Origin of the sequence: Paramesorhizobium endophyticum, from assembly GCF_014640615.1 — a bacterium.
In the GTDB taxonomy this organism is placed as follows: Bacteria; Pseudomonadota; Alphaproteobacteria; order Rhizobiales; family Rhizobiaceae; genus Paramesorhizobium; species Paramesorhizobium endophyticum.
This window is the reverse complement of record NZ_BMHH01000014.1, coordinates 83,019-106,568: the sequence shown is the minus strand read 5'-3', so window position 1 is coordinate 106,568 and position 23,550 is coordinate 83,019. Positions and strand designations below refer to the sequence as shown.

General features: G+C 60.5%; 21 protein-coding genes. 7 read left to right on the top strand and 14 right to left on the bottom strand.

All coding sequences use genetic code 11. From position 1 onward, the window contains the following. Positions 1-2: 2 nt before the first annotated feature. The 8 genes from IEX53_RS16405 to IEX53_RS16370 all read right to left on the bottom strand — a co-directional run bounded on the left by IEX53_RS16405 (position 3) and on the right by IEX53_RS16370 (position 8,587). Positions 3-500 (bottom strand): RidA family protein, encoded by a 498-nt coding sequence (locus IEX53_RS16405; RefSeq protein ID WP_188825259.1) that lies wholly within the window; start codon positions 498-500, stop codon positions 3-5. 10 nt (positions 501-510) lie between these two features. After that, complete coding sequence (locus tag IEX53_RS16400; RefSeq protein WP_188825258.1) at positions 511-1,716, bottom strand: amidohydrolase/deacetylase family metallohydrolase; 1,206 nt, start codon at positions 1,714-1,716, stop codon at positions 511-513. A 2-nt stretch (positions 1,717-1,718) separates the two neighbouring features. Further along, entirely contained in the window at positions 1,719-2,594 is an 876-nt protein-coding gene (locus IEX53_RS16395; protein ID WP_188825257.1) for an ABC transporter permease, read from the bottom strand. Then, complete coding sequence (locus tag IEX53_RS16390) at positions 2,594-3,535, bottom strand: ABC transporter permease (RefSeq protein ID WP_188825256.1); 942 nt, start codon at positions 3,533-3,535, stop codon at positions 2,594-2,596. Before IEX53_RS16390 ends, IEX53_RS16395 begins: the two co-directional genes overlap by 1 nt. A 74-nt stretch (positions 3,536-3,609) precedes the next feature. Next, on the bottom strand, positions 3,610-5,139 hold the full coding sequence (locus tag IEX53_RS16385; protein ID WP_188825255.1) for an ABC transporter substrate-binding protein: 1,530 nt from the start codon (positions 5,137-5,139) through the stop codon (positions 3,610-3,612). 184 nt (positions 5,140-5,323) lie between these two features. Beyond that, positions 5,324-6,172, bottom strand: a complete 849-nt coding sequence (locus IEX53_RS16380) for a carbohydrate ABC transporter permease (protein WP_188825254.1) — start codon at positions 6,170-6,172, stop codon at positions 5,324-5,326. Next, the gene (locus tag IEX53_RS16375; RefSeq protein ID WP_188825253.1) at positions 6,165-7,097 is read right to left on the bottom strand and encodes a carbohydrate ABC transporter permease; all 933 of its coding nucleotides are present in this window, start codon (positions 7,095-7,097) and stop codon (positions 6,165-6,167) included. Before IEX53_RS16375 ends, IEX53_RS16380 begins: the two co-directional genes overlap by 8 nt. Positions 7,098-7,279: 182 nt before the next feature. Beyond that, on the bottom strand, positions 7,280-8,587 hold the full coding sequence (locus IEX53_RS16370) for an extracellular solute-binding protein (RefSeq protein ID WP_188825252.1): 1,308 nt from the start codon (positions 8,585-8,587) through the stop codon (positions 7,280-7,282). A 231-nt stretch (positions 8,588-8,818) separates the two neighbouring features. Here IEX53_RS16370 and IEX53_RS16365 point away from each other — a divergent pair, with 231 nt between their 5' ends. The 3 genes from IEX53_RS16365 to IEX53_RS16355 all read left to right on the top strand — a co-directional run bounded on the left by IEX53_RS16365 (position 8,819) and on the right by IEX53_RS16355 (position 12,122). Then, positions 8,819-10,027, top strand: a complete 1,209-nt coding sequence (locus IEX53_RS16365) for an ROK family transcriptional regulator (RefSeq protein WP_188825251.1) — start codon at positions 8,819-8,821, stop codon at positions 10,025-10,027. A gap of 247 nt (positions 10,028-10,274) precedes the next feature. Continuing rightward, positions 10,275-11,375, top strand: coding sequence for a Gfo/Idh/MocA family protein (locus tag IEX53_RS16360; RefSeq protein WP_188825250.1), 1,101 nt, complete (start codon positions 10,275-10,277; stop codon positions 11,373-11,375). A 105-nt stretch (positions 11,376-11,480) separates the two neighbouring features. After that, the gene (locus IEX53_RS16355; RefSeq protein WP_188825249.1) at positions 11,481-12,122 is read left to right on the top strand and encodes a ThuA domain-containing protein; all 642 of its coding nucleotides are present in this window, start codon (positions 11,481-11,483) and stop codon (positions 12,120-12,122) included. 112 nt (positions 12,123-12,234) lie between these two features. On the opposite strand, the gene IEX53_RS16350 is transcribed toward IEX53_RS16355, so the two are convergent. The 4 genes from IEX53_RS16350 to IEX53_RS16335 all read right to left on the bottom strand — a co-directional run bounded on the left by IEX53_RS16350 (position 12,235) and on the right by IEX53_RS16335 (position 18,786). Further along, entirely contained in the window at positions 12,235-14,211 is a 1,977-nt protein-coding gene (locus IEX53_RS16350) for a polysaccharide biosynthesis protein (RefSeq protein WP_188825248.1), read from the bottom strand. Positions 14,212-14,555: 344 nt separating this feature from the next. Further along, entirely contained in the window at positions 14,556-15,974 is a 1,419-nt protein-coding gene (locus tag IEX53_RS16345; protein WP_188825247.1) for a mannose-1-phosphate guanylyltransferase/mannose-6-phosphate isomerase, read from the bottom strand. Between the two features lie 59 nt (positions 15,975-16,033). Continuing rightward, complete coding sequence (locus IEX53_RS16340) at positions 16,034-17,461, bottom strand: phosphomannomutase (protein ID WP_188825246.1); 1,428 nt, start codon at positions 17,459-17,461, stop codon at positions 16,034-16,036. Next, complete coding sequence (locus IEX53_RS16335) at positions 17,458-18,786, bottom strand: UDP-glucose dehydrogenase family protein (protein WP_188825245.1); 1,329 nt, start codon at positions 18,784-18,786, stop codon at positions 17,458-17,460. Before IEX53_RS16335 ends, IEX53_RS16340 begins: the two co-directional genes overlap by 4 nt. Before the next feature lie 238 nt (positions 18,787-19,024). Here IEX53_RS16335 and nirK point away from each other — a divergent pair, with 238 nt between their 5' ends. Together nirK and IEX53_RS16325 are read left to right on the top strand one after the other, a co-directional pair. Then, the gene (nirK, locus tag IEX53_RS16330; RefSeq protein WP_188825244.1) at positions 19,025-20,155 is read left to right on the top strand and encodes a copper-containing nitrite reductase; all 1,131 of its coding nucleotides are present in this window, start codon (positions 19,025-19,027) and stop codon (positions 20,153-20,155) included. A gap of 136 nt (positions 20,156-20,291) precedes the next feature. Further along, positions 20,292-21,188 (top strand): SUMF1/EgtB/PvdO family nonheme iron enzyme, encoded by an 897-nt coding sequence (locus IEX53_RS16325; RefSeq protein WP_188825243.1) that lies wholly within the window; start codon positions 20,292-20,294, stop codon positions 21,186-21,188. Between the two features lies 1 nt (position 21,189). On the opposite strand, the gene IEX53_RS16320 is transcribed toward IEX53_RS16325, so the two are convergent. Continuing rightward, complete coding sequence (locus IEX53_RS16320; RefSeq protein WP_188825242.1) at positions 21,190-21,888, bottom strand: Crp/Fnr family transcriptional regulator; 699 nt, start codon at positions 21,886-21,888, stop codon at positions 21,190-21,192. Between the two features lie 148 nt (positions 21,889-22,036). On the opposite strand from IEX53_RS16320, the gene IEX53_RS16315 reads away from it, so the two are divergent. Next, positions 22,037-22,696 carry an alternative oxidase gene (locus tag IEX53_RS16315; RefSeq protein ID WP_236016233.1) on the top strand — a complete coding sequence of 220 codons (660 nt, stop codon included), beginning with the start codon at positions 22,037-22,039 and terminating at the stop codon, positions 22,694-22,696. Here the strand turns inward: IEX53_RS16315 and IEX53_RS16310 are convergent. Beyond that, complete coding sequence (locus IEX53_RS16310; protein WP_188825241.1) at positions 22,686-22,841, bottom strand: hypothetical protein; 156 nt, start codon at positions 22,839-22,841, stop codon at positions 22,686-22,688. The two genes, IEX53_RS16315 and IEX53_RS16310, sit on opposite strands and share 11 nt — an antisense overlap. 123 nt (positions 22,842-22,964) lie before the next feature. Here IEX53_RS16310 and IEX53_RS16305 point away from each other — a divergent pair, with 123 nt between their 5' ends. Beyond that, positions 22,965-23,546, top strand: coding sequence for a cytochrome c oxidase subunit 3 family protein (locus IEX53_RS16305; protein ID WP_236016232.1), 582 nt, complete (start codon positions 22,965-22,967; stop codon positions 23,544-23,546). Positions 23,547-23,550 lie beyond the last annotated feature (4 nt).

Sequence of the window (23,550 nt, the reverse complement as noted above, 5' to 3'; positions counted from 1 at the left end):
GCTCAATCTTTCACCGCGATGATTGCTTCGATTTCGACGGTGATATTACCCGGCAACGAGCCGAAGCCGACGGCGGAGCGGGCATGATTGCCGATTTCGCCGAACACCTCGATGAGTAGGTCCGAGCAGCCGTTGATGACCTGCGGATGGTCGGTGAAGTCAGGCACGGCATTGACCATGCCGAGGAGCTTCACAACCCGTTTCACCCGCCTCAAGTCACCCAGCGCTGCCTGCATTACTGCAAGCAGATTAATGCCGGTGAGGCGAGCGTGCTTGTAGGCGTCCTCGACGCTTACGGCGCCGCCGACCTTGCCCGTATGCATGAAGCCGTCGTCCTCGCGTGGCCCCTGCCCTGACAGGTAGAGCATTTTGCCTTCCTGGATATGGGTCACGAAATTGGCGATGGGACTGGGAGCAGGCGGCAGAACGATGTTTAGCGCCTTAAGACGGTCATAGGGAGAAGAAGCGGCATCGAGCGCCGGGCTTGAAAGATGGCTCAAGGCTTGATCCTCAGCGATAGGAATAAGACGCGATGGCGCCTGAGGTTTCGGGCTTTTCCGGCTGATAGCGGCTGGCGGCGACGGGTTCGTTGCCGAGGATCGCCCAACGCGGCTCGAACAATTTGTCGAGCTTCGCCTCGTAGCCCATGGAGTCGATAACCCTCAGATCGGCATCGCCCAGCTCGAAAATGGTGAAATCCGCGCGCGTCCCAACGGCGAGCAGATTGTCCGTGGGCAGGCCGATGGCCGAAGCGGGCGAGAGCGTCACCGCTTCCACCACCTTTTCGAACGGCATGCCTACGCTCAATAGCTTCGACATGGTTGTGGCGAGGTCCCACACGGCGAAGTTCAGGCTGCGCAGGTGAATATCCGTGGAGATCGAAAAGGGCAGCAGGCCCCGCGCGATCGCCACTTCCGCGACGCGGAAGGAGAACGACGCGCCGCCATGGCCGATATCGAGCCGTATCCCCTCGCCCGCGCAGCGCGCAGCCAGTTCGAAGAGATCGTCATCCTCGATGATGCTGCTGCCGATCTTGCCGTTGAAGCAGTGGGTGATGATGTCGCCGGGGCCGAGGATTTCGAGCACCTCGTCATAGAGCGCAGGCGGCTCGCCGACATGAACCATCATCGGAATCTTCAGGATCTTGGCGATCTTCTTGCCAACCTTGACGGGCGTGACGCCCCAGGAACCCGTGATGACATGGCTCGCCCGCACTTTCAGACCCACTATATGGTCGCGGTTCTCATTGACGCAGGCGACGGTGCGGTCGATGTCGATGGAGCGGATGTCGCTGAGTTCGCTGACGCGATTGCAGGCGACAAGGCCGATGGAGCCCAGATTGAGGAACGCCTTGATGCGTTCCCGCGACGGATCGATGATATATTCGCGGAACCCATGAAAATTGGCTTCGCCTGCCGAACCCGCATCGACAATGGTGGTGACGCCGCGTTCCGCGCCGCACATTTGCGGGCGCACCGAAATATCCGTACCGCCGTGCCAGATATGGGTGTGCAGATCGACCCAGCCGGGCGAAATCCACGCGCCCTTGCCGTCTATCCTGATGATATCGCCTTCGACCTGAAGCGACGGGCCGAAATCGGCGATGTTTCCGTCAGCATCGATCAGAACGTCGATGGCATTCGCGGGCGTTCCCGGTCCGAACGAAACCGGCTTGACGTTGGTCAGCAGCAAACGCCCTTGGGATGAGGCAGGCATAATCAAAGGTCCTTTCTGAGGCGGGGGTCCAGAAGATCACGGAAACCGTCGCCGACCATCTGGAGGGAAAGCACGGCAAGCACGATGGCCATGCCGGGAAAGAGGGTCATCCAGTCGGCCGTGCCGATATATTGACGGCCGGAGGCAATCATCGTTCCCCATGTCGGCACTTCAGGGCTGACGCCGAGGCCGAGGAAGGACAGGCCCGCTTCCGCCAGCATGGCATTGGCGAACAGGAACGTGCCTTGCACCAGGATGGGCGAGAGCAGATTGCGCAATATGTGCCTGGTGATGATGTGCGGCGTGGAGATGCCGAGCGAGGTCGCGGCCTCGACATAGGGAAGCTCGCGGACGACCAGCGTCGAGGCGCGAACGACACGCGCGAGCCTTGGTGCATAGACAATGCTGAGCGCGACGATGACCGTGGTGAGCGAGGGACCGAGCGCCGCAACGAGCGCGATGGCAAGCAGAATATCGGGAAAGGCCATCATCGCGTCGATGAGCCGGGTAATCGGCGCATCGAGCTTCTGGAAAAAGCCGGCGAGGATGCCGAGCGTGACGCCGATCACAGAGGCGAGCACCACGACCGAGAAGCCGACAAGCAGCGACAGGCGCGCCGCATAGATGGTGCGCGAAAACACATCGCGCCCGAATTCGTCCGTGCCGAAGAACCATGTCATGCTGGGCGGCTTCAGCCGGTTGACGACCGATAGCTTGCCTGGTGCATAGGGAGTGATCAACGGCGCGAAGACCGCAAGGGCAATGAAGATTGCGAGCACGATGAGCCCGAACAGAACAGTCTTGCGCCGGATCAGCACCCGGAAGAACCTGAAACGCTCGCTGGCGCGCGGAGAGATAGTGGCCGTGGTTCCGGTCATCAATAGCGCACCCTTGGATCTACAGCGAGATAAAGCATGTCGATGGCGAAATTGATGAGCACGTAGAGCGCTGCGATGACAAGCAGCGCGCCCTGGATGACGGGATAATCGCGCCGCAGCACCGCCGACACGACGAGACTGCCGACGCCGGGAAGGCCGAACACCGTTTCCGTCACCACCGCGCCGGAAATGAGCACGGCCGCCGTCAGGCCGAGCACCGTCAGGATCGGGATCAGCGCGTTTTTGAAGGCATGTTTCAGCACGACGCGGCGCTCATCCACGCCCTTGGCGCGTGCGGTGCGGACATAATCGTCGCCGAGCACATCGAGCATAGAGGCGCGGGTGAACCGCATGATCAGCGCCGAGGAGACGATGCCGAGCGCGAAGGCCGGCAGGACAAGATAGCCGAGGCGTTCCATCAGCGACGTGCCCGGCCCGCCATAGCCGGAAACCGGGAACAGGCCGAACCGCACGGCGAATATCTGCATGAGGATAAGGCCGAGCCAGAAGCTTGGAATGCTTGCAGCCAGCATCGCGACCGCCGTTGCCGCCTGATCGAAGACCGAACCGCGCCGATACGCGGCATAAACACCGATGGGGATGGCGATGACGCTGGCGATGAAGAGCGAGAAGATCGTGAGGAAGAAGGTCGGTTCCGCGCGCTGCGCCAGCGCCTCAAGGACCGGCTGGTTCAGAAAGATGGACTGTCCCAGATCCCCCCGCAGAAGATTGCCGATGTAGTAGACATATTGCAGCAGGATGGACTGATCGAGCCCCAATTGCTGGCGCAGAGCTGCGATATCCGCAGCGGTCGCCTCCGGCCCGAGCATCACCGCCGCCGGATCGCCCGGCGTGACGCGGACGATGACGAACACGATCGTCACCACCAGGAACATCACGACGATCATGCCAATGAAACGTTGAAGGATATAGCGGAGCATCTAAATGGAATCGTTCCGGTTATCGGGAAATGGACGCGGACGAAAAGCCGCCCGCGTCCGAACGGTTCAGACCGTCACTGCTTCAGCGATACGTTCCAGAAATACGGCCACGGCGCGGGCGTGAAGCCTTCAAGCTTAGGCGATTTGGCCGAGAGAGCGTTGAAATCACCGATCTTGATGATGGGGACCTCGGCGTAAATCACCTTCTGCACCTCGGCCCAAAGGGCGACGCGCTTCTTCGGATCGACTTCGGCATTGAAAGCATCGACCGCCGCCTTGCGGGCAGGCGTGTCCCAATTGCCGGGCGCGCTCGTCGACATCGCGCCGATCAGCGCGGGCTCCGGCAGGAAGGGGCTGTGGCTGATATAGATATCCCAAAGCTTCGGGTCGGCGCGGCGCTGGGTGAGCGTCGCCCAATCCACCACCTGCATATCCACCTTGAAGCCCGCCGCCTTCAGATATTCCGCGGCAACCTGCGCCATTTTATAATGAAACTCGTACTGGCGGCTGGTTAGGATGCGGATCGGCTCGCCATTGTAGCCGGCTTTCTTTGCCCGCTCGGCGGCTTTTTCGGGGTCCGCGACATTATAAGCGCCTTTGGTGCCGGCATCCGTCTTCCAGACATAGCCGTCAGGGTACATGGATGGGTCGAGCGAATAGAAATCCGGACTGCCGAAGGCCGCCGCCATCATGTCTTCCATGCTGAGCGCATCGCGGATCGCCAGCCGGATATCCTGGTTCTTGGTGATGCCCATGGCCATATTCATGACAAAAACTGGCCATCCAAACGGCTTCAATATCACCGGTTCCGCCGCATTCTGACCCTTTAAGCGTTCAAAAGCTTCCACCGGCAGGCTGTCCACATAATCGAACTGGCCGGAAATAGCGCCCTCCACGCGCGTATTGGGATCGGGCACGGGAACGAAGCGGATTTCATCGAGATATTGATGCCGCGCCCCGCCATAGCCGTTCTCCTCGCCCTCGGGCGATTTATAGCCGTCGTAGCGCACCAGCTGGATATATTGATCCGCTTTGCGCTCCTTCAGCTTATAGGGGCCGGTGCCGACCGGATCGGTCATCGGGTTCTGCTGCTTCTCGCTCGGCAGGATGATCGCGGCGGCATTGTTGAAGGCAAGCAGCGAAACGAGCGGCGCGTAAGGCGCGTTGAGCGTGATCTTGACCGTCGCTGGATCGACCGCTTCGATGGACGTGATCATCGACGCCGTTTGCTTGCCGCGCGAGGCGACCTCCGTCCAACGCTTCAGCGAAGCCACCACATCGGCGGCATCCATATCCGTTCCGTCATGGAATTTGACGCCGGTGCGAAGCTTGATCGTGTAGGTTTTCCCATCGGGCGTGATTTCCGGCAGGCCGGCGGCCAGCAGCGGCGTGACGTTCCAGTTCTTGTCGAACGTATAGAGCGTCTCGAAAATATGCTGCGAAACGATACCGACGAGATCGGCCGTCGAAGCCATGGCGTCGAGCGTCGGCGGCTCGCCGATCGTCGCGACATTGATGACCCCGCCTTTCGTCTGGGCGAATGCGGCGGGACACAAGGCAACCAATGCAGAACCGAGAAGCAGCGCGACCTTCAGTGATTTCATGACAGTTCCCCTTTTATTACATAATAACGGAATATTATGTTTTATAATGGAATAAGAACAAATGCCGGGGGACCTGTCAATCCAAAAAGATCGGCATGCGCCAAACGCCCGGCGCCGGAGGGCGCCAGGAGGCTGGAGTGTCGGGAACTATGAAGCAGGCAGCCCGCGGGGGCGGCAGGTCTTCTCAGGCTTTCACCGCACCTGCGGTCAGGCCCGCGATGATGTGCTTCTGGGCGATGAAGAAGACAATGACGGTCGGCAGGATCGTCAGCGTGATGAAGGCAAGGACCAGTTGCCACTGTGTGCCGAACTCGCCGCGATAGACCATGATGCCGAGCGGCCAAGGATATTTCGACTCCGAGTTAAGCATAATCAGCGGCACGATGTAGCTGTTCCAGCTGTTGACGAAGGAAATGATGCCGACCGTAGCGATAATCGGACGCGAAAGCGGCAGCGAGACATGCCAGAAAAAGCGGATATAACCGCAGCCGTCGACGAAAGCCGCCTCGAACAATTCTCCCGGCAGATTGCGGAAATAATTGCGGAAGAGAAGGATGCTCATGCCCAGGCCGAAGGCGACCTGCGGCAGGATCACGCCCCAATAGGTATCGAGCAGCCCCAAATCGCGGATACGGATGAAGAGCGGCAGGATGGCTGTCGCTGCCGGGAACATCAACCCGATCAGGAAATAATTGAGCAGAAAACTGGCCCCGAAGAACCGCACATGCGCCAGGGTGAAAGCGGTCATGGATGAAACCACGACAGTCAGGAACACGGTCATGACCGCGATGAACAGCGAGTTGACCATCTGCCGCCAGTAGCGGTCTCCGAACAATATATCGAGATAGTTCGACCAGAGCCATTCCCGCGGCAGGCCGAAGGGATTGACGCGCAGTTCTCCCAGCGACTTGAAGCCGCCGAGGGCGGTAGCGATGAGGGGCACGAGCACCAGCGCGGCGACCAGCGACAGCGAGACATAAAGGTAAAGACGTGTGGCCGCACTCATGCGGAGCGATGTGCTTTCATCAGTCATGGCGCATGAAAATCCGTTTGTAACCGAAGGCGAGCGTGACGCAGATGACGAAAAGGACGACGCCGACCGCGCTGCCCAGCCCCACCTGCATGCGCATCACGCCATAAGTGTAGAGGAAAGTGACCATGGTCTGCGTCGCGTCGAGCGGGCCGCCGCCGGTCAGCGGCATGACCAGGTCGAAAAGCTGGAGGGAACCGATGATGGCGAAGAAGACGGAAATCCGCACCGTGGACCCCAGCATCGGCAGCGTCACATAGCGGAACTTCTGCCAGCCCGTCGCCCCGTCGATTTCAGCAGCCTCCAGCACACTCCTGTCCACCGACTGCAGACCGGCGATGAACAGCATCATGTGGAAGCCGAAATATTTCCAGATCACCACAGCGAGAACCGCGTAGATCGCGAGGTCCTTGTCGGCGAGCACATAGGGAGTAGCGACTCCGAAAAATCCCGCGATGACGGCGAAGAGACCGTAATCCCCGTCATAAACGAAGCGCCAGATAAGCCCGGCGGCGACATCCGCCAGCACATAGGGCAGGAAGAAGATGAGCCGGAAGGTGACGACGCCCTTGATCCTGTGCGCCAGCATCATGGCAAGCCAGATCGCCAGCGGGATTTGCAGCAGCAGCGAGGCGAGGATGATGAGGCCGTTATTGACCAGCGCGCGGGAGAACGCGGCGTTGTTGAACAGCACCTGGAAATTGCGCAATCCGATGAAATTTTCGGGCGAGCCATAGCCGTTCCAGCGATACAGGCTGTACCAAGCCGCCTCCCCCATCGGCAGGATGACGAAGAGCGTGAACAGCAGCAGCGCCGGCGGCAGGAAGAGAATGAGCACCGGCAGACGCCCCTGCGCCATCGGGTTGGTGTGGCGCGCTCGTCCCGTCGCGGCCGGTGAGGCTGGCATCGTGGCGGTTGCGTCGGTCATGCCGTTGGCTCCTGCATTGGAGGAATGGCGCCTTCCTTCCCCCTTGCGGGGAAGGTGCCCGCGCTAGCGGGTGGATGGGGGTGCTGACGTTTGCGCTTTTGCCGAAGACCGTGGTTGTAAACGTCACCACCCCCACCCGGCCCTCCGGGCCACCCTCCCCGCAAGGGGGAGGGAAAGGGCGCCTACTCCAGTTCCACCGCGTCCTGGATCATCTTCGCCCCCTCTTCCGGCGACATCTGCCCGGTCAAGATCGCCACGGAGACGTCGTTGACGACGCGTCCCACCGCTGGTCCCAGATCCTGATCGAAAAAGTTCTGGTGCCAGGTCGAGGCGGCAAGCTGGTCCGCCGAGGCGCGCATCAGCGGGTTGGTGATTGCATCCTCTGCGCCTTTGGCCGCGGGAATGATCTGGCCCGCAGCCGCCTGAAGCCGCTCATTTTCTTCATTCGTCAGGTAACGCAGGAAATCGACCGCCTGCGGCGGCGCTTTCTTGGTGACGGACCAGCCATTGAGACCGCCCAGCGTGTCGGTTGCCTTGCCCTTGCCACCCTCGACAATGGGAAAAGCGAAGCGGCCGAGATTTTCCGGCGCGAGCCCCTTGCCGTCGGACGCTTGTGCGCGCTGGTCGCCTTCGGTTTGCTCAAACGCCAGGATCATCGCCGCCCTGCCGTCGCCGAAGACACCGAGCGTTTGCGTCCAGCCGGCCCCGAGATAGCCACCCTGGAAAGGCTCCAGCTTGCCAAGCTCCACAAGCTGCTCGCCGGCCTTGATGATGGCGGGATCGAGGAAACCCTCGCCCTCCTTGTTCTTGGCCGCCTCGAACACTTCCTGCCCGCCATTCCTCATGACGAGATAGCTCCAGTAGAAATGCAGTGGCCACTTGTCGCCACCGCCCCCGGCAATAGGCGTAATCCCCGCCGCCTTCAACTTCTTGACCGCATCGAGGAAATTATCCCAGGTCTTGATATCCTCGGCCTTCACGCCCGCTTTTTCGAAAAGCGCCTTGTTATAAAAGAAGCTGACCGTTCCCATTTTGAAAGGAACCGCATAAATTCTGTTATCAAAGGTAAAGCCCTTCACGGCAGCGGGATTGTAGCTGTTCACCCAGGCGCCATTATCGGCGTTCATCGCGTCCGTCAGGTCCATCAGCGCCCCGGTTTCGGACTGTTGTTTAAGGACGCCCCCGCCCCAGGAATAAAAGAAATCCGGCGCATCATTGGATTGAAGCAGTGTCGGCAGCTTGGCCTTGAAAGCCTCGTTTTCCAGGAATTGCATCTGGATATCGACGTCCGGATGCTCGGCTTCGTATTTCCTGGCGATATCCTCCCACATCTGGACCCGCGCCGGCACGACTTCGAGATGCAGCCATTTGACCACCGTCTGGGCCGCGCTGGCGCCGGCAATCGAGAAGAGAAAGGCCATGCCGGTCATGCCCGCAAGGGCACACAAATTCCTGGCGCGACGGGGCGCCTCCCCAATTATATGGTTCATTGCGATTTCCTCCCTAGGGGAAATTCCTCCAACCAATTTTTCCCCAATGCGGATTAATTCACCTGACACTTTCGCAAGAGTCAACGGTAAATCGATATTTTCAGCAAATCCGCTTGACAGGCGGCCGTCCATATCGGCTATTTAATTCGCACCCCTGCTTAAAAGGGGATAAGAGAATAACTCATCCCTACTCACTTACTCCCGATTTCCCCTACTCCCTTAATCAGCCCGATGAAGACAGCCGACCCCGAACTCATGCGCGCGATCAATCGCTTCAACGTGCTGGACACGATCCGCCGGCATGGGCCGATCTCGCGCGTGGAGATCAGCGAGCGTTCGGAGCTTTCCACCACCACGGTCTCGGCGATAACAGGCGCGCTGCTCGATGACGGGCTGATCCTGACGCGGCATGAGGGCGATTTGCGCAATGCCGCCGCCCGCGGGCGGCCACGGGTGATGCTGGAATTGAACCCCGACGCCGCGCGCGTCGTCGGCGTCAAGATTGCCGCCCATTCGATGGTTTTCGTCGTCACCGATTTTTGCGGCGAAGTGCTGTCGCAACTGACACTGCCCATCCGGGTTAACCGCCAGTCGATTTCCGTCATCACCGATTTGATTGAGGATGGCGTCAGGCGTTGCGTCGTCGATGCCGGGCTGGCGCTCGGCGACATCGATTCCATCTGCATCGGCCTGCCCGGCGTCATCGAGCACCGCACCGGAATTGTCCGCTCGAGCCTGGTGTTCCGCGAGACGGATGTGGACTTCGCGCGTGAAATGACCAGCCGCCTTAATGTCCCGACCATTGTGGAGAGCGACGCCCATGCTATCGCGCTGGCGCATCATTGGTTCGGCAAGGCGCGCGACCTCGACGACATGGTGCTGGTCTCGCTGGAGCAGACCTTGGGCCTCGGTGTCCTGCATCACGGCCAGCTTTTTCGCGGCGCGGGGGGCCTCAGCCACAATCTCGGCGACCTCGTGCTGGGTATCGGCCCGCAGGACATCGTGCGCCTTTCCGCGCTTGCGGGCGAAAGCGCCATACTCGGCGACCAGCCGGACAGCGGCGGGCGCCTCGCCGAAGCGATGCGGCTCGGGCGTGGCATGGCGATGGCGCAGACGCTGATCGCGGCGGATGACAACACGCTCATCACAGCTGCGACCCGCGCGGGCGAGGCGGTGGGGCTGGCGGTCGCCAATATCGTCACGCTGTTCGGGCCGCCGCGCGTCATCCTCGTCGGGTCCAGCCTGTCGCTGGGACAAGTGTTTCTCGACAGCCTGCGTGACACCTACCGCCGCGCGATTCCCCCATCGATCCAGACGGTCGCGGAACTCGTTTTTGACGAATCCGCTGATGGGACATGGGCGCAAGGGGCGGCGGTGGTGGCGCTGTGCGAGCTCTACGAGTCGCCCTGGGGGACGACCGGGCCGGCCCCGGCGGTTTAGGCGAGTCAGGATGAAATGAACACATCGGCCCGGTCACCCCCTCTGTCCTGCCGGGCACCTCCCCCTCAAGGGGGGAGATTGGCTGATACGCCTCTCCCTGCACATTCTGCAACGTATGCGATTGATACCGAGCGCTCATAACGGCGTAATCTCCCCCCTTGAGGGGGAGATGTCCGGCAGGACAGAGGGGGTACTGTCACGCCGACGCTTACATTTTAAAACTGAAGCATTCCAGTGGAGGAGACTGATGGAAAAACTAGGCATAGGCATTATCGGCTGCGGCAATATTTCGTCGGCCTATCTGAAGGCGATGGCGTCCTTTCCCATTCTGGACATCAGGGGCGTTGCGGATCTGAACCGCAGCTTGGCTGAACAGCGCGCGGCGGAGTTCAATGTGCCCGCCCGCGAGGTGAGCGAGCTTCTCGCCGATCCTGCAATCGAACTCATCGTCAATCTCACCGTGCCGAAGGCTCATGTGGCGGTGGCGATGCAGGCGCTGGAGGCGGGCAAGCATACTTATTCGGAAAAGCCGCTCGGCATCACTTTCGCGGAGGGCAAGAAACTTGCCGACTTCGCCGCCGCGCGGAATTTACGCATCGGCGCGGCGCCCGATACTTTCCTTGGCGGTTCGCACCAGACGGCGCGCGCCATCGTCGATTCCGGTGCGCTGGGCATCCCCGTCGGCGGCACGGCCACCTTCATGTGCCCCGGACATGAGCGTTGGCACCCGAACCCGGATTTCTACTATGAAATCGGCGGCGGCCCAATGCTCGACATGGGCCCCTATTACATCACCGATCTCGTCAACCTGCTGGGCCCGGTCGCGCAAGTGGCAGGCTTCGCCACCACGCCACGCAACAAGCGCATCATCACCAGCCAGCCCCGCAATGGCGAGCGCATCCCCGTGCATGTGCCCACCCACGTCGCGGGCGTCATGGCTTTCCGGAATGGCGCGGTGGTGCAGATCAGTATGAGCTTCGACGTGGCGGGCCACAAGCATGTGCCGCTCGAACTCTACGGCACTGAGGGAACGCTGATCGTCCCGGACCCGAATTATTTCGGCGGCGAAATCCAATTGCTCAAAAAAGGCGGCGCGTTCGAGCCACAGGAAACAACTGAACCCTATGCCGACGGCAATTACCGCTCGCTCGGCGTCGCCGACATGGCCCATGCCATCCGCGCAGGTCGCCCGCACCGGGCAAATGGCAGCCTTGCGCTGCATGTGCTGGAAGTGATGGAAGCGGTCCACAAGGCGGCGGAAACCGGAACAACGATCCGTATCGCCACCGAAACGGAACGCCCCGCGCCGCTGGCGGAATCGCTCGAAGACGGGCGCATCGCACGTTAGAGCAGGATCAGGCATCCTGCTCTAACTCTTTGTTTTCGCCGCATGATCTTGACCAAAAAGTCTGCAACTTTTCGGGATCATGCTCTAAATCAGGAGGAGGAAACCATGCGTGAAGCACTTATCATCTGGGGCGGCTGGAGCGGACACGAGCCGCAGGAATGCGCCCATATCATCCGCGACATGCTCGAGGAGGACGGCTTCAAGGTCTATCTGGAGCACTCGACAGAAGCCTTCGCCGATCCGTCGATCCACGACCTCTCGCTGATCGTGCCGATCATGACCATGTCGAAGATCGAGAAGGAAGAGGTGAAGAACCTCTCCGAGGCCGTGCAGAACGGCGTCGGCATCGCCGGCTATCATGGCGGCGCGGGCGATGCGTTCCGCGAGAGCGTGGAGTACCAGTTCATCATCGGCGGCCAATGGGTCGCCCATCCCGGCAATATTATCGACTACACCGTCAACATCACCCGCCCGGACGATCCGCTGATGGAGGGGATCAGCGATTTCCCTTATAAATCAGAGCAATATTACATGCATGTCGACCCCTCGAACGAAGTGCTGGCAACGACCACCTTCAACGGCGACCATGCCTGGTGGATCGACGGTGTGGTGATGCCTGTCGTCTGGAAGCGCAGGCACGGCAAGGGGCGGGTCTTCTATTCCTCGCTCGGCCATGTGGCGAGCGAGTTCGACGTGCCGCAGATGCGCACCATCTTCCGCCGGGGAGCCAATTGGGCGGCGCGGTGATTCTGTCGGCGGCAGGTGTGCTGAAATCGAGTCAGCCCAGCCGCCATCGGCTCCATCCCATCATGAGGTGGAGCGAGATCTGCCTTGCATGCATGAGGCGGATCGCCAGGCGTTAGGCCACTATTCGCGCATCGAGGACAAACGCGCTCTGCACATCGGTTTGCGACTCGCGGAGCGCGTTGTCTTCGATAATGGCGGCGGGGGTAAAACCGGACACAAGATCAGCCAGCGTACTGCGGACAGTGGCCATGTCGTTGCGGTCGAGCGACGCATCGAGCAGTTTCAGCCGTTGCGATAATTCGGGCCAGCGGAGAAAATCTTCCTTGGCCTTGATGATTCTGGGATGTTCCGTCGGCTTGGGATTATTGCCGATTAGCAGCTCTTCATAAAGCTTTTCGCCAGGCCGCAGCCCCGTGATGGCAAGTTCGATATCCCCATCCGGATTGGCTTCGTCGCGCACCGTCAGGCCGGAAAGTTCGACCATTCGCCGGGCCAGATCTGCGATACGGATGGGCTCGCCCATATCGAGAAGGAAAACATCCCCTCCTTCGGCCATGGCTCCAGCCTGAATGACAAGTTGGGCGGCCTCTGGAATCGTCATGAAATAGCGGGTTACTTCCGGATGGGTCAGTGTGATGGGACCGCCGTCCCGGATCTGCTGACGAAACAGGGGCACCACCGATCCGGAAGATCCGAGCACATTACCAAACCGGACCATGCAGAAATTCGTGAGTCCCCTACCGGCGGGCTGCTCTGCCGCGAGCGCCTGCAGCACCATTTCGGCCAGCCTCTTGCTCGCGCCCATCACATTTGTCGGCCGCACGGCCTTGTCCGTGCTGATCAGCACGAAATCGGAAACGCCACAAGCTTGCGCCGCGAGCGCCGTCTCCATTGTTCCCAGAACGTTGTTGCGGATTCCTTCCGCCGGATTGTGTTCAACGAGCGGGACATGCTTGTACGCGGCGGCATGATAAACGGTGTGTGGGCGCCAGCTGCGCATGATCTGTGCCATTCGGCGGCCGTCGCGAACCGAGCACAGGATCGGCACAATTTGCGTTTGCCGGAGTTCGTAAACTTTCGCCAGTTTGCCCAATTCGCCGTCAATCGTATACAGCGCGAATTCGCTATGCTCTATGAGAATGAGCTGCGAGGGGCCGCTCTTTAAAATCTGCCGGCACAGCTCGCTGCCGATCGACCCGCCAGCCCCGGTCACGACGACAACCTTGTCGCGTATGTTCTTGACCAGCAAGCCTTGAAATGGCGCGATGGCATCACGTCCCAATAAGTCGTCAATCTCCAGTTCACGGATATCGGAGACCGTCACACGTCCCTGCGCCAGCGCCGTCAAATCCGGCAGCGTCCGGACCGTGACCCTTGCCTTGCGCATTTCTTCGAGGATTTCGTTTCTCCGCTGCCGGCTCGCTGCGGGTAGAGCGAGCAGCACATCGCGAATGCCGCGCGTAGCCACAAGATCCGGCAAATCGGCGGGATCGTAAATAGGCAACCCCCCCATAATGCCGCCCTTCAGCTTGGGGTCGTCGTCGAGATAGCCGACGACGTTCAATTCAGCGCTGTTCGCCAGGGCAGCCGCCAATTGTCGTCCTGCCAGGCCGGCACCATAGATAAGCACCTTGGAAAGCGAATTTTTCCGAAGGATGCGCTGATAAGCATCTCCTAGCCAATACCGGATACCCAGCCGTGAAAGCCCGATAGCGGTCAGCAAAAGCAGCGGCTGTAAAATGCCGATCGTTCTGGGAATGTTCGGGATGCTGATAGCTGTAAACACGGCCATGAAAGCCACGCCGTAGATGGCGACGGCCTTTAAGACAGCTATGAAGGCAGATAGGCCGGCATAACGGAAAATGGCCCTGTAGAGCCCCATGATCACAAAGATAGGAAGAGCCAGACAAAGCGAGATGAAGACCGGAAGCCAGCGCACCCCTTCGAGGATGACCCAATCATTGAGCCGGAAGCAATAGGACAGCCAGACGGTGAGCACACATAGGCTGGCATCGACCATCAGTGCTATCAAACGTTTCGCCAATCGGGGAAGGGCTAGCACTGAAAGCACGAAGCTCTGAGTCGGCATCAAAATATACTCCGTTCTTGCCACATGGTATCCCCGCCATATCCAGTCTTGCGCAAGGCCGGCCTGTCCCCAGCCCCTAGCAGTACCCTCATTTCCTGCCAGGGGAACTTATAACTATCACGCTCACGAGAGTCTTGAAATAGCTTAATGCACAACATTAACGCGTAACACAATTTTGGCCACGACCGCAACGATAAAGTAACCACATAATAAAAACTCTACACGGCAAATAATATCGATGTATTTTTCCGTCGACTCAATCGATGCAATTGGGAATTGCTAGTGAAATACACCGAAATACACCAATAAAAATCTTTTCGCCAAAGAAAAAACCCTCGCATCGATCAGCGACGTCCGTAAACGTCCTCAAAGCGAACTATATCATCCTCGCCCAGATATTCCCCGCTTTGCACCTCGATCATCACAAGGCGCATGATCCCGGGATTCTCAAGACGATGTTTCGTTCCGCAGGGGATATAAGTGGATTCGTTTGTCGCCAGAATGAGTTCACGCTCGCCATTGACGACTTTCGCCGTGCCGCTCACCACCACCCAATGCTCCGAACGGTGGTGATGCATCTGCAGGCTCAGGCTTGCGCCGGGCTTCACCTCGATGCGCTTTATCTTGAAGCGCTCGCCTTCTTCCAGGATTGTGTAAGTGCCCCAAGGCCGATGCACGGTCCGGTGGAGATTGTACGCCTCGTGGCCAGTTGCCTTTAACTGTGTGACGAGTTGCTTGACGTTCTGCGCTTCATCTTTGTGCGCAACCAACAAGGCATCTGCCGTATCGACAATGATCAGGTCCTTCACACCGACAGCGCCGACGAGCCGCTCTGTGCTGTCGATGTAACAATTCTCCACATCATGAAGTACTGCATCGCCAATGATCCGGTTGCCCGTCCCGTCTTGCGCAGTCAGTTCCGCGATCGCATTCCATGAGCCGATATCGCTCCAGCCGATATCGCAACCGACCACGGCGATGTTGCCGGCCTTTTCCAGAACCGCATAATCGATCGATTTCTTCGGCACCTGCGAAAAATCTTTCGTGTCGATCTCGATCCGCGTGCCGGTAGCCACTGAAGATTGCCGCGCCCGCGCGAGCGCTTCACCGCTTCCGGCGAGGATATCGGGGCAATGCTCTTGCATGAGCCGCGCCATCGTGCCGGCGGAAAAGCAGAACATGCCCGAGTTCCAATAGAAGCGGCCCGAGGCGAGATATTCCCTGGCGCGTTCAAGATCGGGCTTCTCCACGAAGCGGATGACATCCTCGCCATCGGCTTCAATATACCCATAGCCGGTTTCCGGAAATTCAGGAGCAATGCCAAACGTGACCAGCCGCCCGGTTTGCGCAAGCGTGACCGCCTTTTCCACCGCCACGCGGAAAGCCGCTACATCCTGAATCATGTGATCGGCCGGAAAGAGCACGATGATGGCTTCGTCCCCGTAAACCTCCTGCACATGCCGTGTAACGATGGCAGCCGCTGCGGCGGTATCGCGCCCTACCGGTTCCAGGAGGTAGGTCGACCCGACATCGGCAACGTCGAGTTCACGATACTCATCCTCCGTCTTGAAGAAGAGTTCGCGATTGGTGACCGTCAGCACCTGCTCGACGCCGGAAAGAGCGGCCGCACGCAAAAACGTATGCTGCAAAAGGCTCTGTCCGTCAGCAAGACGGATAAAGGGCTTGGGATGCGCCTCCCGCGAAACGGGCCACAGCCGGGCGCCGACGCCGCCGCTCATGATCGCGGGTATGATCTTTGTCATCGTGGAACTCCCTAGGCGTGGTCCCGAACAATTGCTGACCTACGAATAAGACCAGGCAACTAAGAAAGAATTGAGCCGCCCAACGCACGCGCCGCCCTTTCCAGCCCCCATGAGAGAAGCTCGGCGGCGCGTTCGCGCGAGCCGGCTTCCGTATAGCAGCGCAATTCCGGCGCATTGCCCGAGGCACGATAATGCACGAGTTCGCCGCTTTCGAGGACGATGCGCGTGCCGTCGATACGGTCGCTGTCACGCACGGAACCCACATCTGCGAAGAATTCCTGCACAGCGTGATCGTCTTCGAGGCTTTTCAGAAAGGCGGCGCTCTTTTCGGCAGGTATATGTTCCAACCGCCCGCTGCCGGTATGACGGGCGGGCAATTGCGCCACGAGTTGCGAAAGGGATACCCCTTCCTTCGCCGCCGCGCCAAGCACGCTAAGGACTGGCAGCATAGCATCGCGCGTCGGCAGGGCAGCGACTGTTCTGCCTTCCATCTCTACAGCCGAACCAAGCAGGACCCCGCCATTGGCCTCGAAGCCGACTATGCGGCGGCAACCCTCGGCGCGAGCCCTCTCCATGCCTTCGATGACATAGGGTGAGCCGACGCGTGTGCGGTAGACACGCTCGAAAAACCCGCATTCCTCGATGGACGTGTTGGAAGTGACCGGCGTCACCACCGCATCGGCGCCAAGGAAGCGGGCAGTCAGGAGACCTACCATGTCGCCGCGCAGGAAATCGCCATTCTCGTCGGCGATGAGCGGACGGTCGGCATCGCCATCGGTCGAGACGAGTGCATCGACCTTTATGGCGCGGCAGCCTTCCTTGGCAAAGGCAATATCTTCCGGGCGCAGCGCCTCAGTATCGACGGGGACAAAAACATCGGAGCGCCACATTGGTATGGCCTCCACCCCCAGCATTTCCGAGATTTCTATCAGCATATCGCGGGCAACGGAGCTATGCTGATACACCCCGATCCGCTTGCCTGCGAGCATATCGGCAGGGAAGAATGATGCATAACGCTCGACATAGGCCCGCAAAGCCTTGTTGGACACATCGACGTTGCTGCCGGCGGCGGATACGCGCTGGTGCGGATCGAGATGCGCCAGAATGCCCGCCTCGTCCGCCTTGTCGATCTCGCCATCCGGGCGATAAAATTTCAGGCCGTTGCGGTCGGCAGGGATGTGGCTGCCCGTCACCATGATGGCGGGCACGCGCAATTCCAATGCCCGGAGGGCCAGCGCCGGGGTCGGCAGGGCCCCGCAATTTTCAACGCACATGCCGAAAGCCTTGGCGGCGCTCATACAGGCTGCCGCGATGCGCGGGCTGCTGGCACGCAGATCATGGCCGACGAGAAGGAGGCCTTTCTCCGGCAGGGCGTGACAATCTTTCAGATGACGCAAAAACCCGACCGTATAGGCCGCGCAGACATCGTCACTCAGTTCGGTGACAAGGCCGCGCAGGCCGCTGGTTCCAAATTTCAAGCCGCTCATGGCTGCATCTCCGCTTGCCTGGCGGCCCCGTTGCCTACCGACCGGTAATCAAGGCCCGTATCGGCCACATCTTCGGGCTTGTAAACGTTGCGCAGATCGATCAACACGTTTCCGTCCATGAGACGGGCGATCTTTTTGAGATCGAGAGCGCGGTAGGCGTTCCATTCCGTCAGGAGCGCCACGACGCCGGCGCCTTCCGCGGCCTCATAGGCCGAAGAGCACCAGACTACGCCCGGAAGCGCGCTCTTCGCCACTCCCATCGCCTCGGGATCGTGCGCCCGGACCGTCAGCCCCGCCTTCTGGATCGCAGGCACGATATCGAGCGCCGGGGACTCCCGGATATCGTCCGTGTTCGGCTTGAAGGCAATGCCGAGAATCGCAACGCTCTTGGCTCCCGTTTCTGCCGCAGCTTCGATGATACGCGCGGCCATGGCCTGCTTACGCGCTTCGTTGACCGCCACCACCTCCTCGATCAGCCTCTGCGGCGCGCCGAAACGCCGGCCGGTCGCTGCGAATGCGCGCGTATCCTTCGGAAAGCACGAGCCGCCAAAGCCGGGACCGGCATGGAGAAATTTCGAGCCGATACGATTGTCCATGCCGATGGCCTTCGCCACCTCCTGAACATTTCCGCCTGCCTTCTCGCAAAGATCGGCGACCTGATTGATGAAGGTCACCTTCATCGCCAAGAAGGCGTTTGCGGCATATTTGATGATCTCCGCATTTTCCAGCGTCGTCACGACCATCGGCGTCTCGCGCAGGTAGAGCGGACGATAGACACGGCGCATCGCATCGCGCCCACGCGCATCTTCCACGCCGACCACAACACGGTCAGGCCGCATGAAATCCTCGATAGCCGAGCCTTCACGCAGGAATTCCGGGTTGGAAACCATGGAGAATTCGACGCCCGGCCGCGCGGCGCGAATGCGGTCCCGAATGCGCGCATTGGTGCCGACCACGACCGTCGATTTGATAACGATCACCGCGCCGGGCTTCATCGCCGCCGCCACGGCATCCGCCGCCGCCTCGATATATTGCAGGTCAGCCTCGCCATCGCCACGGCGCGACGGGGTTCCAACCGCGATGAAGATGACATCGGCATCGGCCACGCTGGCGGCCAGATCGGTGGTGAACGACAGACGGCCGTCGCGGATATTACGGGCCATCAACTCGTCCAGCCCCGGCTCGAAGATCGTCACTTCGCCTGCCGAAAGCCGCGAAATCAGCGCTTCATTCAAATCGACGCAGCTTACAGAGAAGCCGAATTCGGCAAAACACACACCCGAGACGAGCCCGACATACCCCGTCCCGATCATCGATATGTTCATTTATTTTTGCTCACTGCTTTCCGACAGGCTGCTTTCTTATAGGCCGTGTTTATGGAGAATCTTACCTCACGTCAAAACCGATTTTTTTGCAGCGCTGATTTCCGAGCCTGGAGGCAACGAACATTATCTCCGCGCCCTTCAAAAAAACAGCCATTCGTCCGCGTTAATTGCTGGCCCGCAAAATACGGCATCGGCATCGGCGCATCCTCAGGTCATCAACAACGACTGGAGGCGACCCATGTTAAACCGGCGCAATCTACTGACAAGCTCGGCACTCGCGGCCCTGGCGATTTCAACGCCGCTCGTGGCTGGGAGCCTGCCCGCCATGGCGGAAGCAACGCCTACGGCGGTGGACAGCCTGCCGCGGCAGAAGGTCGAGCTGGCCGTCCCGCCTTTCGTCCACCCGCACGAACAGGTGGCGAAGGAAGGCCCGAAGATCGTGGAGTTCAAGATGACGGTTCAGGAAAAGGAAATCGTCATCGACAAGGAGGGCACGAAGCTTCAGGCCATGACCTTCAACGGCTCGATCCCCGGCCCGATGATGGTGGTGCATGAGGGGGATTATGTCGAGCTTACCCTCGTCAACCCCGAGACCAACACCATGCCGCACAATATCGACTTCCATTCGGCGACCGGCGCGCTCGGGGGCGGCGGATTGACGGTCGTCCATCCGGGCGAGCAGGTGGTGCTGCGCTGGAAAGCGACGCGGCCCGGCACCTTCGTCTATCACTGTGCGCCAGAAGGCATGGTGCCCTGGCATGTGGTCTCGGGCATGAGCGGAACCGTCATGGTGCTGCCACGGGACGGCCTCAAGGACGAGAAGGGCAACCCGCTGCGCTATGACCGCGTCTATTATGTCGGCGAGAACGACTTCTATGTCCCGAAGGACGAGAACGGCAAGTACAAGGCCTATGGCTCGCCTGGCGAGGCCTATGAGGACACGCTGGAGGTGATGCGCAAGCTAACGCCGACCCATGTCGTCTTCAACGGCAAGGTTGGAGCATTGACCGGCGAGAACGCGCTCAAGGCGAAGGTCGGCGAGACGGTGCTGATCGTCCATTCGCAGGCTAACAGGGACACGCGCCCGCACCTGATCGGCGGCCATGGCGACTATGTATGGGAGACCGGCAAATTCGCCAATTCGCCTGAGAAGGACCTGGAGACCTGGTTCATCCGCGGCGGCTCGGCAGGGGCGGCGCTTTATACGTTCCTCCAGCCCGGCGTCTACGCCTATGTCAACCACAACCTCATCGAAGCCTTCGAGCTTGGCGCGGCGGCGCACTTCAAGGTGGAGGGCACCTGGAACGACGACCTGATGAAGCAGGTGCGCCCGGCTGGCCCGATCGGAGGAAAAAACGGCACGATGTAGGAGCAGTAACGGCAACGGCGGATGTGGTGGAATGCCCCTCATCCGCCTGCCGGCACCTTCTCTCCGCACGCGGGGAAAGGGGTAAGGGTGAAGGGTGAAGGGCAGATTACGCCTTGCGCGCCAGTGGAGCGACAAAATGCGTGTAATTTCCGTTTCGGTGCACATATTCGCCTCGGCAGCACTGCTCGGTGCAGGCGTTCCATCCGGTCAAGGCAAATCCACGACCGCAGCGCCTTTAGCGCCTGTTCTGGTGCGTATCGAGCCGGGCGAATTCCGCTACCGGGTCGCGGGCGAGTTCACGGTGGAGGGGCAGCCGGTCGATGGCCCTCTCATCCGCATGAAGATAACGCGTCCGTTCTCGATCATGGAAACGCAGGTGAGCGAGGCGGATTATGATCGCTGCGTCGCGGATGCGGCATGTGAGGCGCGGGAGGGCGGTGGGAGCCGCCCAGACTTTCCGGCCGTCGGCGTCAATTGGCAGGATGCGAATGCCTATGCAGAGTGGCTGTCGAGGAAAACCGGCCAGCGCTGGCGTCTGCCGACAGATGAGGAATGGTGGCTCGCCGCCGGCTCGCGGGCGAAGGACGAAGCGCTTGGGGCAAGCGCCAATGGCGGCTTCGCCGAGCGCTGGCTTGCGAAATACGATCAGGAAGCGCTGCGCAAGAGCAATGCGGAAAAAGCGCCGCGCTCTTTCGGCTCCTTCGGGAAGAACGAAAATGGCCTGCACGATATCGCCGGCAATGTCTGGGAATGGACGGATAGCTGCTTCACCCGCCAGGCGCTCGGGCCAGCCGGCGTGCCGAAGGGCGAGCTGACGGTCAATTGCGGCGTGCGTGTCGTGGCGGGCGAGCATCGCTCCTACGTTCCCGATTTTATCCGCGACCCGCGCTCGGGCGGCTGCTCGGTCGGCACGCCGCCGGCCAATCTCGGTTTCAGGCTGGTGCGGGACGATAGCGAAGGCTCGCTCTTCTCGCGCCTGCTGGCGAGCATAAGGAGTAGCCGCTCATGGCATGATTGGCCGAGGATCGAATAGGTCAGGCGTCCTCGCCCGCGATGGTGGCGAGATGGTGCGGCTCGCGCACGATCATCCGCCGCCTGCCGCTGGCGACGAAGCCCCTCTCCTCCCAACTGCTGAAGGTGCGGCTGACGGTGTAGAGCGTCGTCCCCGTCATCTCCGCCAGATCCTGCCGGGAGAGCGGGAAGGCCAGCTCGATGCCCCGCGCGGTGCGCCGTCCCGCCTGGCGGATCAACCGCAGGACAGTGCGGGCGATACGCTGCTCGACGCCCTCGATGGAAAGTTCCGTCAGGCGCTGCTGCATTTCCTGATAGCGCTGGTTGAGGATATTGAGGGCGTTCATGGCGATCGGCGGATGATCGGCCATGATCTGGCGGATGGCCTTGCGCGACCAGCCGATGAGATGGCTTTCACGGACGGCCACCACGGTGGCGGGGTGATGCGGATCGCTGCTCAGTGCGGCATGGCCGGCGAGGCCGCCGGGGCCGAGATAGCGCAGGATCATCTGATGACCGCAGGATGTCATTTGTGTCGTCTGCAAATAGCCATCGAGCACGATATATAGGCTCGCCGCTTCGTCGCCCTGGTGAAAGAGCGGCTCATGCTGCGCGACGTGAACCGCAAAGCCGAGCGTGTGCAGGCGTTGAAGCGCTTCCTCCGGAACATTCCGGAAGAGCTCCGCCTCTCTTAGGATGTCGAGAGCTGAACGACGCTCCATTTGCGCCCCATATACCCATGTCTGCCCCCACCGGCAGGGTTCGGCATACACATGGCACCGGCGCCGGGCTTCCTCTTTGTCCCTGGCCAAAGACTCGAATGAAAAGATGGATAGGTTCGTTCGTAAACCTCGATCCGAACGGAGTGCCATGATGCTGGACATCAACAAGCTGGATCTTGTCCGCCATCGCGAACCGGCGACCTTCGCCGACCGGGCGGCAGCGAGAATTTCACGGATGATGTCCGCCGCCGCACGCGCGTTATTCGGGCGGCGCTATGGCGGCCATGCCATCGTTCTGGAGACGATCTCCGCCGTGCCGGGAATGGTGGCGGCGACATTGCTGCATCTGAAATGCCTGCGCCGGATGATCGACGACCGGGGATGGGTCCGGGTGTTCATGGAAGAAGCCGAAAACCAGCGCGCCCATCTGATGGTCTTTGTCGCGATTCGCCGTCCAAGCCCTCTGGAGCGGCTGCTGATCGTCCTCGCGCAGGGCGCGTTCTACAACGCCTTCTTCCTGCTCTATCTTCTCTCCCCCCGCACCGCCCACCGGCTGGCGGGCTATCTTTCGGAAGCGGCGGTGCGTGGCTATTCACACTTGCTCGGCTCTATCGAACGGGGGGAGCAGGCGGATATTCCCGCTCCATCCGCAGCAATCGCCTATTGGGACCTGGAGCCAGAAGCGCGCCTCGCCGATGTCATCAAGGCCATGCGCGAGGATGAAGCGATCCACCGCGACATCAATCACGCCTTCGCCGATGCGCTGGCGAAGGGAAATCCGCTGCCGGAACGTCTTCTTACTGAGTGAAGAAAAGAACGGCGGCAATCGCGACCGACAAGACCACAGCGGTGAGCGTGGCGCTCGGACGCAGCACGCCCATGCGGTGCATCGCCAAGGCGAAGATGATGATGAGCGGCGCTGCCACCGCCAGTCCTAACTGTGCGTCACTCACGAACGAACGCGCCTCCTGCTGTTTTCACGCCGCTAATATGCCTGGAAGCAATTGCGGACTATTTGCGCCCCGACAATGAAAGGCGCGGCTGCCGGGGATTATCAGGGCGCAATGAGCAAACGGATGAAAACGGAGAGCCCGGCGGGGGCCGGCGTGACGGATAGCTGGGGCGCGCTTTCGGAGTTGCCCGGCCACCCCATGATGTGGATCCTGATCTTCAGCGAAATCGTCGCCTTCGGCGCGATGCTCATCGCCTTCTGCGTCGCACGCGCGGCTTATCCGGAGGTCTTCGCGGCGGGACAGGCGAGGCTCGATCCCGCCATAGGTGGCCTCAATACGATGGTGTTGGTAACCAGCGGCTGGTTTGCGGCATGGGCGGTACGGGCGGCAGAGGCTGAACCGAGCAAAACATCCCGGCTTCTTCTAATGGGCGCAATGCTGTTCGGTCTCCTCTTCGTGGGTGTGAAGCTTTTCGAATACATGGCCAAGTTCGAGGCGGGCATCGGCATCGAAACCGATATCTTCTTCACGCTCTATTTCCTGATGACGGGGTTCCACCTCATGCATGTGGCCCTCGGCATCGTCATCCTGGGCGTCGTGGCCATTTCCGCCGAAGCCGAGAATATCAGGACCGGCGCCGCCTTCTGGCATATGGTCGACCTGGTCTGGATCGTCATGTATCCGCTCGTCTATCTGGTGGAGTGAGGCG